The organism is Kribbella jejuensis, from assembly GCF_006715085.1.
Classification (GTDB): Bacteria; Actinomycetota; Actinomycetes; order Propionibacteriales; family Kribbellaceae; genus Kribbella; species Kribbella jejuensis.
The window spans coordinates 1,195,675-1,209,577 of sequence record NZ_VFMM01000002.1; the positions used below are offsets into that span (position 1 = coordinate 1,195,675).

A 13,903-nucleotide genomic window follows, 5' to 3' on the forward strand; every position below is an offset into this window, starting at 1 on the left:
TCACGCTCCCTTCTGTGCAGCCAGCGCTGCCGCGTCGTCCATCGTGTCCGCCACCGTCACGAGCGGATGGTTGGCCTTGGCAAGGATCTTGCGGCCCTCGTCGACGTTGTTGCCGTCCAGCCGGACGACCAGCGGTTTGTCCGCCTGGTCGCCGAGCAACGCGAGCGCCTGCACGATGCCGTTCGAAACAGCGTCGCAGGCGGTGATCCCACCGAAGACGTTGACGAAAACACTGCGCACTTGCGGATCGGACAGGATGATGCCGAGCCCGTTCGCCATCACCTCGGCGCTCGCGCCACCGCCGATGTCGAGGAAGTTCGCCGGCTTCACGCCGCCGTACTGCTCACCCGCGTACGCGACCACGTCGAGGGTCGACATGACCAGGCCGGCGCCGTTGCCGATGATGCCGACCGAGCCGTCGAGCTTGACGTAGTTGAGGCCCTTCGCGTGCGCCTCGGCCTCGAGCGGATCCGCTGCCGTCTGGTCGCCGTACGACGCATGCTCCGGGTGCCGGTACGACGCGTTGTCGTCGAGCGTGACCTTGCCGTCGAGGGCCTCGAGCGATCCGTCGGCGAGTTTCACCAGCGGGTTCACCTCGACGAGGGAGGCGTCCTCGGCGAGGAAGACGTCCCACAACCGGCGGACGACCGTCGACGATCCGGCGGGGAAGCCGGCCGCGGCGACGATCTCGGCGGCCTTGCCCTCGTCGACACCGGCCGCCGGGTCGATCGGTATCTTCGCGATCGCGTCCGGGTTGCTGCGCGCGATCTCCTCGATCTCGACGCCGCCCTCGGTGCTGGCGATGCAGAGGTACTCGCGGTTCGCGCGGTCGACCAGGAGCGAGAAGTAGTACTCCTCGGCGATGTCCGCCGCCGGAGCGATCAGCACCCGTCGCACGGTGTGCCCCTTGATGTCCATCCCGAGGATCTCGCCGGCCCGGGCGACCGCTTCGTCCGGCGTGGCGGCCAGTTTCACGCCACCCGCCTTGCCGCGGCCGCCGGTCAGCACCTGCGCCTTCACCACCACGCGACCGCCGAGCTCGCGGGCCGCGTCCGCGGCGTCGGCCGGATCCTCGATCACCCGGCCGAGCGTCACCGGGACGTCGTGCCGGGCGAACAGCTCCTTGGCTTGGTACTCCATCAGGTCCACATGCGCCTCCTTGCGACGGTGTTCTGACGACTGTATGCGGTATGCAATCTCGTCACAAGAGCCACGAGGTCTGGACAGCGTGAGGCCGGCGCGGTACCACAGATCTCATACGGTATGCAGTAGTCAGGAGGCGACATGATTTCCACGCCCCGGGATGTGCGTGACGTCTACGGCCGGAAGTACCGGATCGGCGAGGATCCCCGTGAGCTCACCGGCCATCCGCGGCGCTGGCAGTTGTGGGCCGCTTGGGCCTGCATGGTCGCGATCAGTCCGCTGCAGTACTCGTTCGGTACGGCGGCACTCGGACTGGAGTCCGACCGCGGTTGGGGTACGGCGCGGACGCTCTGGCTGCTCGCCATCTTCGTCGCGTGTCAGGCGCTGGTCGCGGTACCGGCCGCCTGGGCGCATCGGGTACGCCGGGCAACGCCGACGCAGCTCGTCATCGTGGGCGGGGTGCTCGCCGCGATCGGGCTCGTCACGCTGGCTCAGGTGCACAACTACGCTGCGGTCCTCGCCGGCTACTCGCTCGCCGGTGGCGCCGGCGCCGGGATCGTGTACGCCGCCTGCATCACGACCTCGGCGCGCTGGTTCCCGGAGCGCCGGACGGCGACGATCGGCTTCGTCACGGGCGGGTTCGCGGTTGGTGCCGTCCCGAGCATCGTGCTGCTGGCGACTGTCGACCAGAGCCTCGCCTACGATCTGACAGCCGGGGTTGCGCTGCTCGTGGTGTTGATCGCGGGTGGGTTGCTGAAGGATCCGCCGCGGCACTGGTGGCCGGCCTCGATCGACGCGCAGGCCTGGGCGATCGACCGGAAACTGAACCGGAGCATCCCGCACAACGCGCCCGCCGTTCGCCACTACCGCCCTGGTGAGGCCTGGAGGACCGGCGCGCTGCCGCTCATGTGGTTGCTGCTGGCAATCAGTACGGCGCTCTCGCTCTTCGGCATCGCCTTCGTGGTGCCGTACGCCGTCGACTCCGGTCACAGTCTGGCGCTGGCGGCTGCGGCTGCTGGAATGCTCGCTGCCGTCAACGGTCTCGGACGATCGTCGGCAGGCAGTCTGTCGGACCGATTCGGTCGCCGACGGGTCTTGGCCGCCGTGCTGATGGTTGAGGGCTTCGCGCACATGGGACTGGTGGTCGCGAGACCAGGCTGGGTTTTCGTCGTGTGTGCGATGTTCGCCGGACTGGGCGGTGGAGCGTTCTACGCGATCATGGCCAACCTCGTCCTGGAGTTCTTCGGCGAGAACAGCCTGCTGCAGAACCAGGCGATCCTGTACTCCGCCAAGGCTGCCGGCGGACTGCTCGGTATCGGCGTGGCCGCCTCCGTGGTCAGCGCAGTCGGCTACCGCCCGCTCTTCCTCGGCGCCGGCCTTCTCGGCATACTGACCGCATTCAGCGTCCGCCTGCTCAAACAACCCGGTAGGCCGGCCCTCCCGGTCCGGTCCCAACTAGGCACCCCGGTATCAGGCGAGTGAGCCCCTACGGCAAGATCGCCCGCCCCGAACCCTGCCTGATGGAACTCGTCTCCCGCCTGGCTCGCGAACCCTGGACAGACCGCCCGACCTGCGTTCACCCGGTCCTGAGCGCGATAGCCCGAGCAGTCCACGACCACACCACCCCAGCCGGCCGCCGCGCCCTCCTCCCACTGGCCCCGAGCTTCCTCAACACCAGCACCCCCGGAGTCGAGGCCGCCGCCCGCCTGGTAGCCCTATGCACGTCAACGGCGCTGTCAGCCGCCGGAGAATCCGAGCCAACCCGCGACGAACGCCGGCGCCTGACCGCAGCTCACCAAACAGCGCTGCACCTGCTTGGTTCCGAGAGCAGTCCTGGGGGAGCGGCGCGCTGGTGGTTACCAGTACTCTCGCCGTTCAACTGGAGCGAGCCGTTCTACCGCACGTTCATAGCCACCGAACAAGCAGCAGAAGCGGTAGCGGTCATCGCGAGGACAGCAAGCGACGTACGACTGCGCAGCCTGCTCAAGCTGTGCCTGGCGACTCAAAGCGCCGTTCGGCCCAATCCTTCCTGCTCGGCTTCTGCCCAGAAATCGTGGTCGTAGTCGCCGTCCGGGATGACCACCAGCTCGTGCCGCCGGGGTGCGCGCACCTGCTGGGAAAGCCGCTCCAGATCGGCCGTGCACCGGGACAGATCGTCCAGCAACCGCAGTACGTCGAGCTGCGGACCGAGGCGATTCCTCAACGCAGCAAGGGATTTCTCCAACGCGACCAGTGCCGCACGGGTCCGGTCGAGTTCCTCGGGAATCGTCATCGCAGCCTCCTGGTGCCGAGCTCTGGACAACCGCCACGCACTGGGTTAAGACTACGACTACACCATACGGTATGCAATCTACATCAAGCCCGATCAGGGCCGTTCCGAGGAGTTGACTGCAGATGGCGCAGACAGTGTCGGAGACCCAGCCAGTCGCGGAAGTCCCGCACGGCGCAGAGCCGGAGACGATCTCCGGTGGTCACCTCGTCGCGAAGGCCTTGAAGGCCGAGGGAATCGACGTGATCTTCACGCTCTGCGGCGGCCACATCATCGACATCTACGACGGCTGCGTGGACGAGGGCATCGCGGTGGTGGACGTCCGGCACGAGCAGGTCGCCGCGCACGCGGCCGACGGGTACGCGCGGATCACCGGCAAACCCGGCTGCGCGGTCGTCACGGCCGGCCCGGGGACGACGGACGCGGTCACCGGTGTAGCGAATGCGTTCCGCGCCGAGAGCCCGATGTTGCTGATCGGCGGCCAGGGCGCGCTGAACCAGCACAAGATGGGGTCCCTGCAGGACCTGCCGCACGTCGACATGATGACGCCGATCACGAAGTTCGCGGCGACCGTGCCGCACACCGCGCGGGTCGCGGACATGGTGTCGATGGCGTTCCGCGAGTGCTACAACGGCGCGCCCGGCCCGTCGTTCCTGGAGATCCCGCGCGACATCCTCGACAACTCGGTGCCGGTCGAGTCCGCGACCGTTCCCGAGGCCGGGCACTACCGCGCGTCGACGAAGAGCATCGGCGACCCCGCGAGCGTCGAGGCGCTGGCGGATCTGCTCGTCCGGGCGGAGAAGCCCGTCGTGCTGCTCGGCTCCCAGGTGTGGACGTCCCGCGGCAGCGAGGCGGCGACCGAGTTCGTCCGGACGCTCGACGTCCCCGCGTTCATGAACGGCGCTGCCCGCGGCACGCTGCCACCGGGCGACCCGCACCACTTCCACCTGTCCAGGCGGTACGGGTTCAACAACGCGGACCTGATCCTGATCGTCGGTACGCCGTTCGACTTCCGGATGGGGTACGGGCGGCGGCTGCCGAAGAGCGCGACCGTCGTACAGATCGACCTTGACTACCGCACGGTCGGGAAGAATCGGGACATCGACCTCGGCCTGGTCGGCGACCCGGGCGCGATCCTCGCGGCGGTCACCCAGGCGGCGTCGGGCCGGCTGCAGAAGACCGACCGCAAGGCGTGGTTCGCGGAGCTCCGCGCCGAGGAGGACGCGGCGTACCAGAAGCGGCTGCCGCGCCAGCTGTCCGACGCGAACCCGATCCACCCGCTGCGGCTCGCGCACGAGATCAACGAGTTCCTCACCGAGGACTCGATCTACATCGGCGACGGTGGTGACATCGTCACGTTCTCCGGCGGCGTCGTCCAGCCGAAGTCGCCCGGCCACTGGATGGACCCGGGTCCGCTCGGCACGCTCGGCGTCGGCATCCCGTTCGTGCTCGCGGCGAAGTACGCGCGGCCCGACCAGGAGGTGGTCGCGCTGTTCGGCGACGGCGCGTTCTCGCTGACCGGGTGGGACTTCGAGACGCTGGTCCGCTACAACCTTCCGTTCGTCGGTGTCATCGGCAACAACTCGTCGATGAACCAGATCCGCTACGGCCAGGAAGCGAAGTACGGCAAGGACCGCGGCCGGATCGGCAACACCCTCGGCGACGTCAGGTACGACGAGTTCGCCCGGATGCTCGGCGGGTACGGCGAGGAGGTCCGCGACCCGGCCGACATCGGGCCGGCGCTGCTGCGGGCCCGCGAATCCGGCCTGCCGTCACTGATCAACGTCTGGGTCGACCCGGACGCCTACGCCCCCGGAACCATGAACCAGACCATGTACAAGTAAAGGGGACCCCGTCATGACCAAGGCCCTCGAGGGTGTCCGTGTACTCGACATGACCCACGTGCAGTCCGGCCCGTCCTGCACCCAGATCCTCGCCTGGCTCGGTGCCGACGTGATCAAGCTGGAGGCACCGACCGGCGACATCACCCGCCAGCAGCTGCGCGACCTGCCGGACGTCGACAGCCTCTACTTCACGATGCTCAACTGCAACAAGCGCAGCATCACGCTGAACATGAAGTCCGATCGCGGCAAGGAGATCTTCGCCGACCTGGTTCGCGACGTCGACGTGCTGGTGGAGAACTTCGCGCCCGGCGCGATCGACCGGATGGGCTTCACCTGGGAACGCCTGCAGGAGCTCAACCCGGGCCTGATCTTCGCGTCGATCAAGGGCTTCGGCCCGGGACGGTACGAGAACTTCAAGGCGTACGAGGTGGTCGCCCAGGCGATGGGCGGCGCGATGAGTACGACGGGGTTCGAGGACGGACCGCCGACCGCGACCGGTGCGCAGATCGGCGACTCCGGGACCGGGATCCACCTGGTGGCCGGCATCCTCGCCGCCCTGTTCCAGCGGACGCACACCGGCAAGGGACAACGAGTGACCGTCGCCATGCAGGAGGCCGTACTGAATCTGACTCGCGTGAAACTCCGCGACCAGCAGCGGCTGGCGCACGGGCCGCTGCGCGAGTACCCGAACGAGCACTTCAACGGCGAGGTCCCGCGGTCCGGGAACGCGTCCGGCGGCGGGCAGCCGGGCTGGGCCCTGCGCTGCGCGCCCGGAGGCCCGAACGACTACATCTACGTGATCGTCCAGCCGCCGGGCTGGGCGCCGATCGCGGAGCTGATCGGCAAGCCCGAACTGGCCGAGGACCCGGACTGGGCGACGCCGGCCGCGCGGCTGGACAAGCTCGACAAGATGTTCGCGCTGATCGAGCAGTGGACCGAGCAGCACACCAAGTTCGAGGTGATGGACAAGCTCAACGCGCTGAACGTGCCGTGCGGACCGATCATGTCCACGGCCGAGCTGATCGCGGACGAGACCCTCGCCGAACTCGGAGCGGTGGTCGAGGTCGAGCACCCGCAGCGCGGCACGTTCAAGACCGTCGGGTGTCCGATCAAGCTGTCCGACTCGCCGGTCGAGGTCCAGACCTCACCTGGGCTCGGCGAGCACAACTCCGCCATCTACGGCTCGCTCGGGATCTCCGGCGCCGAGCTCGACGACCTGAAGACCGCCGGCGTGATCTGACGTAGGAGAGCAGATGAGCTACGACAAGGCAGCAGTCCGGACCGTCCTCGACCAGGCGCTGGCGGACGGCCGTACTTCGCTGAGCGCGCCCGAGGCCAAGCTCGTCGCCGACGCGTACGGCATCCCGACGCCGGGTGAAGGGCTGGCAACGACTGCCGACGGCGCCGCCGGTCTCGCGGCCGAGATCGGGTTCCCGGTGGTGCTCAAGATCGTCTCGCCGGACATCCTGCACAAGACCGACGCCGGCGGCGTGGTGGTCGGCGTCGACTCCGAGGACGCGGCGCGGCAGGCCTATCAGCAGATCGTCGACAATGCGATGGCCTACGAACCGGGGGCCGAGATTGTCGGCGTCCAGGTACAGAAGATGCTGGTCACCGGTGGCGACGTGCAGGAAGTGATCGTCGGCGCCGTCACCGACCCGACCTTCGGCAAGGTGGTCGCGTTCGGGCTCGGCGGCGTACTCGTCGAGGTGCTGAAGGACGTCACCTTCCGGCTCGCGCCGCTGACCGCGGACGAGGCGCGGGCGATGGTCGACGGGATCGAGGCACGCGAGATGCTCGAGGGCGTCCGCGGTGCCCGGCCTGTCGATAAGCAGTTCGTCGGCGAGCTGATCAAGCGGGTGTCCGACCTGGTCACGGACTTCCCGGAGTTCGCCGAGGTGGACCTGAACCCGGTACTGGCCGGGCCGGACGGCGCCACCGCGGTCGACTTCCGGATCATCGTCGACGCCGAGGCGGCCAAGCCGGTCGAGCGGTACAGCCAGGAGCAGATCCTGACCGCGATGACCCGGATCATGAAGCCGCGCGCGGTCGCGGTGATCGGGGCGTCCAACGAGGACGGCAAGATCGGCAACTCGGTGATGAAGAACCTGGTGAACGGCGGGTACGCCGGGGACATCTACCCGGTCAATCCTCGCGGCGGGGAGGTCCTCGGGCTGAAAGCGTTCCCCTCGGTGCTGGATGTGCCGGGAGACGTCGACGTCGCGGTGTTCGCCGTACCGGCCAAGTTCGTCGGCGCGGCGCTCGAGCAGTGCGGGCAGAAGGGGGTCGCCGGCGCGATCCTGATCCCGTCCGGGTTCGCCGAGACCGGCGAACAGGAGCTTCAGGACGAGGTCGTCGCGATCGCCCGCAAACACAACGTGCGGATCCTCGGGCCGAACATCTACGGCTACTACTACCTGCCGGAGAGCCTGTGCGCGACGTTCTGCACGCCGTACGACGTCCGCGGGTCGGTGGCGCTGTCGTCGCAGTCGGGCGGCATCGGGATGGCGATCCTCGGCTTCAGCCGGTCCAGCCGGATGGGAGTTTCCGCGATCGTTGGAGTAGGCAACAAGGCCGACATCGACGAGGATGACCTCCTGACGTTCTTCGAGAGCGACGACAACACCAACCTGATCGCCATGCACCTTGAGGACCTGAAGGACGGCCGGGCCTTCGCCGAGACGGCGGCCCGGGTGTCCAAGCGCAAGCCGGTCGTCGTACTGAAGGCCGGCCGTACCTCCCTGGGTGCCCGCGCCGCCAGCTCGCACACCGGCGCGCTGGCCGGCAACGACAAGGTGTACGACGACATCCTCAAGCAGAGCGGCGTGGTCCGCGCGCCGGGGCTGAACGAGATGCTCCAGTACGCCCGCGGGATCCCGCTGCTGCCGACGCCGAAGGGCGAGAACGTCGTGATCATCACCGGCGCTGGCGGTTCCGGCGTACTGCTGTCGGACGCCTGTGCGGACGCCGGTCTGACGCTGATGGACATCCCCGACGACCTGGACGCGGCGTTTCGGGAGTTCATCCCGCCGTTCGGCGCGGCCGGCAACCCGGTCGACATCACCGGCGGCGAACCACCCTCGACGTACCGGAACACGATCGCGCTCGGGCTGTCCGACGAGCGGATCCACGCGCTCATCCTGGGCTACTGGCACACGATCGTGACGCCGCCGATGGTGTTCGCGGAGCTGGTCGCCGACGTCGTCGAGGAGTTCCGGGCCAAGGGCATCGACAAGCCCGTGGTCGCCTCGCTGTCCGGCGACGTCGAGGTCGAGGCGGCGTCGCAGTACCTGTTCGACCACGGTGTGGTCGCGTACCCGTACACCACCGAGACCCCGGTCCAGGTTCTCGGTGCGAAGTACCGCTGGGCCCGCAACGCCGGCCCGCTGGGCCACCGTTGATCTTCGGCTGATTGGAGGAGTACGGCGCGGGGGAGTAACCATCGCTAGTTGGCGTCGAACTAAGGAGTCCGCCTTGGACGTCACGAGCAAGACCTCAGAAGTACCCGAAGAACCGGCGGCCGCGGTCACCGAGAAGGTCTGGAAGGCCGGCCGGCTCGAACCGATGCCGATCCGGAAACTTCCGGACGCACCACCCTCCCTGCACATCCTCGGCCCGACCGTGTTCCTGGTCGCGCTCGGTGTGGGCATGGGGGAGTCGTACATGTGGCCCCGGCTCGTCCTGGTGTTCGGGCCGGACATCCGCTGGTTGTTCATGGTCGGTGTCACGCTGCAGGCCTTCGTGCTGCTGGAGATGGCGCGGTACGCGATGGCCACCGGGGAGAGCATCTTCTTCGGCGCGGCCCGGATCTTCAAACCGCTGATGTGGTTCTTCTACGCGGCCGCGATCCTGATCTACATGTGGCCGGGCCATCTGTCCGCGGGCGCGGCCGCCTTCGAGGAGATCACCGGCATACCCTGGCAGGTCACCGCGTGCGTGGCTCTGGTGTTCGTCGGTGTGCTGTTCAGTCTGTTGTCGGTGATCTACAACTTCCTCGAGAAACTGCTGGGCCTGCTGATCGGGCTGCTGGTCGTCGGTACGTCGGTGATCGCGGCGATCGTCGGCAGCTGGGACGACCTCGGCCGGACGCTGGCCGGGATGTTCGCGTTCGGGTACTTCCCCCACGAGGCGATGACGTCGGCCTGGTTCCCGGTGGTGGTCGGCTCGATCGCGTTCGCCGGGCCCTCCGGGATGCAGCAGATGTGGTATACGCTGCAGCTGCGCGACAGCGGCGCCGGCATGGGCGCGCACATCCCGAAGATCCGCGGGCTGCGTGCCTCGGCTTCGGGTGAGGCCGAGTCGATGCCGTCGCGCGGGTTCATGTTCGACACCGAGGACCCCGCCGAGATGGCCAAATGGAAGGGCTGGCGCAAGTGGGTCACGTTCGACGCGATCCTGCTCTTCTGGGGCATCACGATGCTGGTCACGATCTCGTTCACCGTGCTCGCGATGTCGGCGGCGCGGGAGAACCCGAACGTCGCGTCGCTGATCGAGGGCGGTGACCGGGAAGCTGCATTGAAGGCGATGTCGGACGCGTTCGCGTCGGCCGGGTCGCCGATCCTCGGGACGCTGTTCTTCGCGTTCATCGCGCTGATCGGGCTGAACGCGACGCTGGGTCTGTTCGACTCGTTCTCGCGCGGCCAGGCGGACATGACGTACTACTTCGTGCCGGGTGCGAAGCGGTTCTCGATGTCGCGGCTGTACGCCGGGTTCCTGTGGGGCGTGATCCTGTTCGGCATCCTGATCCTGCTGTTCGGGCCGGCCGACGGTCCCGCGGGGATCCTCGACACGCTGGCGTTCCTGTCGACGTTCGCGATGGGCGCGTACTGCATCGTGCTGCTGCTCACGAACAACCGGCTGCTGCCCAAGAAGATCCGTCCCGGCCCGGTGCGGAACGTGATCATCGGGTTCGGCGCGGTGTTCTACCTCGGCATGCTGTTCTACTGCCTCTTCCGCTTCGGCGTGGCAGTGGGCTGACATGAAACAACTAGCGCAGTACTGCGTCCCGGCCGCCACGGTCGGCGCCGCCGCAGGACTCGTCGCCGGTGGACTGGCCGCATTCGTCGGCCAGCCCGCCGGGTGGGCGATCCTCACCGGTCTCGGTCTCGGCGTACCGCTGATCGTCTTCGGATCCGGGTACTCCGTACTCGTTGCCCTCCGCAAGGTCCCCGCCGGGGTGTTCGCTCCGGCGGCGGTCTACTGGTTGATCGCGTTTCCTCTCGCGCTTCTCATCCACGCGATCGTGACGGAATGGGTGGTCACCGGTACGCCCGGTTTGCCCGCGGAGCCGTGGAAGTTCCTTGCTTTTCGGGCGCTCTTGAGCATGGGTTTCGCCATCGGCTTCCTCTGGATGCACGACCAGGTAGCCCGCTTCTACTGGCCCCACCTCCTCAAAACCAACCCCTACCTCACCAAACCCTGACCAAGGCCCGCACCCACCTGGGTGCGGGCCAAAGGTCACCGCATCGCAGACGAAAGGACACCGCTTCGCGGCGGCTGTCTTGTCACCGCCTTCGGCGGGTGCGCGTCGCGTGCTGTGGGTGGTTGTGTTCGGCGTCGGGTGCTGCGCCGCACGGGTGAAAGGTCACCGCTTCGCGGTGGCTGTCTGTTGCCGCCTTCGGCGGGTGCGCATCCGGTGGTGAGGGTGGTCGTGTTCGGCGTCGGGTGCTGTGCCGCCGGTGAAATGTCACCGCTTCGCGGAGGCTGTCTTGTTGCCGCCTTCGGCGGGTGCGCGTCCTGGGGTGGAGATGGTTGCGCCGGCGCCGCGTCCCGCTCCGCGCCGGTGAAAGGTCACCGCTTCGCAGTGGCTGTCTTGTTGCCGCCTTCGGCGAGTGCGCATCCCGTGGTGAAGGTCGTTGCGCCCGGCGCCGGGTGCTGCGCCGCGCGGGTGACGCGCCACAGCTTCGCGGTGGCAGTCTGCTGCCGGCTTCGCCGGGACTGGTCATGGGATGCAGGTGGTTGCGCAGCTGAAAGATCACCACGGCGACCGGGCATACCCAATGGGGTCTGGAGACAAGCTATAGCTTGTTCCCAGACCCCACTACATGTCCCTACGCGGTGGCTGCCCAGTGCCGCCATCGGCCGTGGGTGCGCATACGCGGTGGAGATGATTGCGCCGGCGCGGGGTCTCGCTCCGCACAGCTGAAAGGTCACCGCTTCGCGGCGGCTGGCTTTTGCCGCCTCCGGCGGGTGCGCATCCCGTGGTGAGGACGGTTGTGTTCGGCGTCGGATGCTGCGCCGCACGGGTGAAAGGTCACCGCTTCGCGGCGGTTGTCTTATGCCGCCTTCGGCGGGTGCGCGTCCAGTGGTGAGGACGGTTGTTTTCGGCGTCGTCTGCTGCGCCGCACGTGGAAGGTCACCGCTTCGCGGTGGCTGGCTATTGCCGCCTTCGGCGGGTGCGCGTCCGTGGTGGAGGTGGGTGTGGTCGGCGCCAGGTGCTGGCCTACGGCGCCGGTGGTGTTGGCCGGCGTCGACGAGGAGTCGGTCGAACGCTCCGCCTGCCCGGGGCGTGGGTATCGGACCTAGCTAGTACGACGACGGCGTCTGGGGGTGGGGTCAGGGGTTTCGGGAGCGGGATCGGCGGACTGGAGGTCGTGGTAGGCCTTGCGGGTGTGTTCGGTGTGTTCTCGCATGATTTGGGCGGCCTTGTCTTCGTCGCCTTCGCTGATGGCCTTGACGAGGCGGCTGTGTTCGCGCCACGACGCCGCGCCGCGGACGGGTGCCACCGGGGTGTAGTACCAGCGGACGCGGCGGTCGACCTGGGCGGCGAAGTCGACGAGGAAACGGTTGCCGGACATCTGGGTGATCAGGCTGTGGAGTTCGCCGTTGGTGCGGACCGTGCCGTCGATGTCGCCGGCCTCCTGGTACGCGGTGCCGACCTTGAGGAGGTCGCGCAGCTTCGCGAGGTCCTCCTTCGACGCGTGCCGGGCGGCCAGGCGGGCGGACTCGGACTCCAGGGCGGCGCGGGCCGCGAGCAGTTGATCGACCTCGTCCTCGGCGGGGACGTGCACCATCGCGCCGAACCCGGGGCGCAGGTCCACCCAGCCCTCGTTGTTCAGCCGCTGCAGGGCCTCGCGGACCGGCTGGCGGGAGACGCCGAGCAGTTCGGCGAGCTCGACCTCGACCAGGTGCCGGCCGCGCTCGAGGGTACCGTCGATGATCATCTCGGTGAGGGCCTCGTACACCGACTCGCGCAGCGGCTGCGGCCGCTTGACGTGCCGCGTGCCCGCCGGTTCCGCGCCCGCCCCTGGCCCCGCACTGATCGTCGTCATGAGGTCCCTTCCGGTCCTACAGTCATGGCACTTGGTAGACAGTCTACCAAGTGCCATGGGTTGTCCTAGCTATTCAGGCCGCCGACTCCTCGACATCGTCCCGGACATCGTGGCCGGTCAGCTCGGCGAGCTCCAGGTCGAGCGCGTCCAGCTCCTGCAACTCCGGAGCATCCGGGAACTGCGGCCGGGCCGCCAACGCACCGAACCTACGCGTGAAGATCATGTCCACCTCTCATTGAATTCTGGCTTCTGTATACATTCAATCAGCCGAATTGACCAGTTATGCCCCGGTCTCACGTGATCCCGCTTACACCCGCCCAGGCAGCGAAGCTGAAGGGACTTCCACCATCGCCGGATCAGGCGCCGGCGGTCAAAGACTTGCTTGCTATGTCGAGATAGCCGGAATCCATCAGATGTACGTCGAGCAGATCGTCGAGCGCTTTCTGTACTCCGGCCTGCCGCGCCACGTCGAGCAGTGCACGCGCCTGCACCGGCTCGGGGCTGCGTGCCGCGATCACGAGACCGACCCGCGGCCCGTTCGCCGGCCGCTTCAGTGGTACGACACGCATCCCGTCCGGTACGCCGAACATGTGCAGCCACGCGTGCGAGATCACCGTCGACCAATGGTTGCCGTGCAGGTGGCTGTACAGGCCCGAGACCGTGTCGCTCTCGATCGACGGTCTGGCGGTGGCCCCGTCGTCGGTGAAGTACCCGTTCATGATCCGGCGGTTGCGCATGTCCGGAGACAGCAGGCAGAGCGGCAGTTCCGCGACCTGCGCCCACGTCGCCATCGGCAGATCGGCGAGCGCGCTGTGTTTCGGCGTCAGCAGCAGGTACCGCTCCTCGTACAGCGGCGTCTTGCGTACCTGGCCGAGCGTGTCGTCGTCGAGGTATGTCATCGCGACGTCGAGATCGAACTCGGCCAACTTGTGGGTGATGTCGCGCGACGAGAGCGACTCGAGTGTGACGCGCGCGTTCGGGTGCCGCGCGCAGAACGGTGTGGTGAGCAGCGAGATGACCGGCATCGCGGTCGGGATCGCCCCGAGCCGGAGCGTGCCCGTCAAACCACCGCGCATCATCGACAGTTCGTGCCGGAGCGCGTCCTGCTCGGCGAGGATCCGCTGCGCCCACAGCAGCACCCGCTCGCCCTCAGGCGTCAGGCCCTCGAACCGGCGGCCGCGGCGCACGATCGGTACGTCGAGTTCCTGCTCGAGCTTGCGGATCGCGGCGGACAGCGACGGCTGCGAGACGTAACAGGCGTCCGCCGCCCGGGCGAAGTGCTTCTCCCGGGCGAGGGCGACGAGGTACTCCAGCTGACGGAGCAGCATCAAGGCGCCGAATGCCGTGTGCAGTCGCCCGTATACATAATCCAACTG

Annotated in this window: 11 protein-coding genes; 6 read left to right on the forward strand and 5 right to left on the reverse strand. The window is 67.9% G+C overall.

The genetic code is table 11. The annotated features are described in order from the left end of the window. On the reverse strand, window positions 1-1,149 hold the full coding sequence (gene sucC, locus FB475_RS25800; protein WP_141859130.1) for an ADP-forming succinate--CoA ligase subunit beta: 1,149 nt from the start codon (window positions 1,147-1,149) through the stop codon (window positions 1-3). Window positions 1,150-1,284: 135 nt separating this feature from the next. Between sucC and FB475_RS25805 the strand changes: the two genes are divergently transcribed. Further along, on the forward strand, window positions 1,285-2,625 hold the full coding sequence (locus FB475_RS25805) for an OFA family MFS transporter (RefSeq protein WP_141859131.1): 1,341 nt from the start codon (window positions 1,285-1,287) through the stop codon (window positions 2,623-2,625). A gap of 520 nt (window positions 2,626-3,145) precedes the next feature. On the opposite strand, the gene FB475_RS25810 is transcribed toward FB475_RS25805, so the two are convergent. Continuing rightward, complete coding sequence (locus tag FB475_RS25810; RefSeq protein ID WP_141859132.1) at window positions 3,146-3,415, reverse strand: hypothetical protein; 270 nt, start codon at window positions 3,413-3,415, stop codon at window positions 3,146-3,148. A 122-nt stretch (window positions 3,416-3,537) separates the two neighbouring features. Between FB475_RS25810 and FB475_RS25815 the strand changes: the two genes are divergently transcribed. The 5 genes from FB475_RS25815 to FB475_RS25835 all read left to right on the forward strand — a co-directional run bounded on the left by FB475_RS25815 (window position 3,538) and on the right by FB475_RS25835 (window position 10,678). Then, window positions 3,538-5,256 (forward strand): thiamine pyrophosphate-binding protein, encoded by a 1,719-nt coding sequence (locus tag FB475_RS25815; RefSeq protein WP_202878506.1) that lies wholly within the window; start codon window positions 3,538-3,540, stop codon window positions 5,254-5,256. Between the two features lie 13 nt (window positions 5,257-5,269). Continuing rightward, window positions 5,270-6,496 carry a formyl-CoA transferase gene (gene frc / locus FB475_RS25820; RefSeq protein WP_141859133.1) on the forward strand — a complete coding sequence of 409 codons (1,227 nt, stop codon included), beginning with the start codon at window positions 5,270-5,272 and terminating at the stop codon, window positions 6,494-6,496. A gap of 13 nt (window positions 6,497-6,509) precedes the next feature. After that, window positions 6,510-8,657 (forward strand): acetate--CoA ligase family protein, encoded by a 2,148-nt coding sequence (locus tag FB475_RS25825; protein WP_141859134.1) that lies wholly within the window; start codon window positions 6,510-6,512, stop codon window positions 8,655-8,657. A gap of 73 nt (window positions 8,658-8,730) precedes the next feature. Next, a complete protein-coding gene (locus tag FB475_RS25830) occupies window positions 8,731-10,233 on the forward strand; it encodes an Nramp family divalent metal transporter (RefSeq protein ID WP_141859135.1) in 1,503 nt (500 codons plus the stop codon). Window position 10,234: 1 nt separating this feature from the next. Then, a complete protein-coding gene (locus FB475_RS25835) occupies window positions 10,235-10,678 on the forward strand; it encodes a hypothetical protein (RefSeq protein ID WP_185759434.1) in 444 nt (147 codons plus the stop codon). A gap of 1,099 nt (window positions 10,679-11,777) precedes the next feature. Here the strand turns inward: FB475_RS25835 and FB475_RS25840 are convergent. From FB475_RS25840 to FB475_RS25845, 3 genes are all read right to left on the reverse strand, one after another. Beyond that, window positions 11,778-12,527 (reverse strand): GntR family transcriptional regulator, encoded by a 750-nt coding sequence (locus tag FB475_RS25840; RefSeq protein ID WP_141859136.1) that lies wholly within the window; start codon window positions 12,525-12,527, stop codon window positions 11,778-11,780. A gap of 73 nt (window positions 12,528-12,600) precedes the next feature. Further along, window positions 12,601-12,750 carry a hypothetical protein gene (locus FB475_RS36935; RefSeq protein WP_185759435.1) on the reverse strand — a complete coding sequence of 50 codons (150 nt, stop codon included), beginning with the start codon at window positions 12,748-12,750 and terminating at the stop codon, window positions 12,601-12,603. Between the two features lie 133 nt (window positions 12,751-12,883). Then, entirely contained in the window at window positions 12,884-13,855 is a 972-nt protein-coding gene (locus tag FB475_RS25845) for a LysR family transcriptional regulator (protein ID WP_141859137.1), read from the reverse strand. Window positions 13,856-13,903: the final 48 nt, after the last annotated feature.

What these genes read in the sequence shown, in the direction of transcription:
- FB475_RS25805 (WP_141859131.1), top strand. Translation starts at nt 1,285, where the DNA reads ATGATTTCCACGCCCCGGGATGTGCGTGACGTCTACGGCCGGAAGTAC.
- FB475_RS25810 (WP_141859132.1), bottom strand. Translation starts at nt 3,415, where the DNA reads ATGACGATTCCCGAGGAACTCGACCGGACCCGTGCGGCACTGGTCGCG.
- FB475_RS25815 (WP_202878506.1), top strand. Translation starts at nt 3,538, where the DNA reads ATGGCGCAGACAGTGTCGGAGACCCAGCCAGTCGCGGAAGTCCCGCAC.
- frc (WP_141859133.1), top strand. Translation starts at nt 5,270, where the DNA reads ATGACCAAGGCCCTCGAGGGTGTCCGTGTACTCGACATGACCCACGTG.
- FB475_RS25825 (WP_141859134.1), top strand. Translation starts at nt 6,510, where the DNA reads ATGAGCTACGACAAGGCAGCAGTCCGGACCGTCCTCGACCAGGCGCTG.
- FB475_RS25835 (WP_185759434.1), top strand. Translation starts at nt 10,235, where the DNA reads ATGAAACAACTAGCGCAGTACTGCGTCCCGGCCGCCACGGTCGGCGCC.
- FB475_RS25840 (WP_141859136.1), bottom strand. Translation starts at nt 12,527, where the DNA reads ATGACGACGATCAGTGCGGGGCCAGGGGCGGGCGCGGAACCGGCGGGC.
- FB475_RS36935 (WP_185759435.1), bottom strand. Translation starts at nt 12,750, where the DNA reads ATGATCTTCACGCGTAGGTTCGGTGCGTTGGCGGCCCGGCCGCAGTTC.
- FB475_RS25845 (WP_141859137.1), bottom strand. Translation starts at nt 13,855, where the DNA reads ATGCTGCTCCGTCAGCTGGAGTACCTCGTCGCCCTCGCCCGGGAGAAG.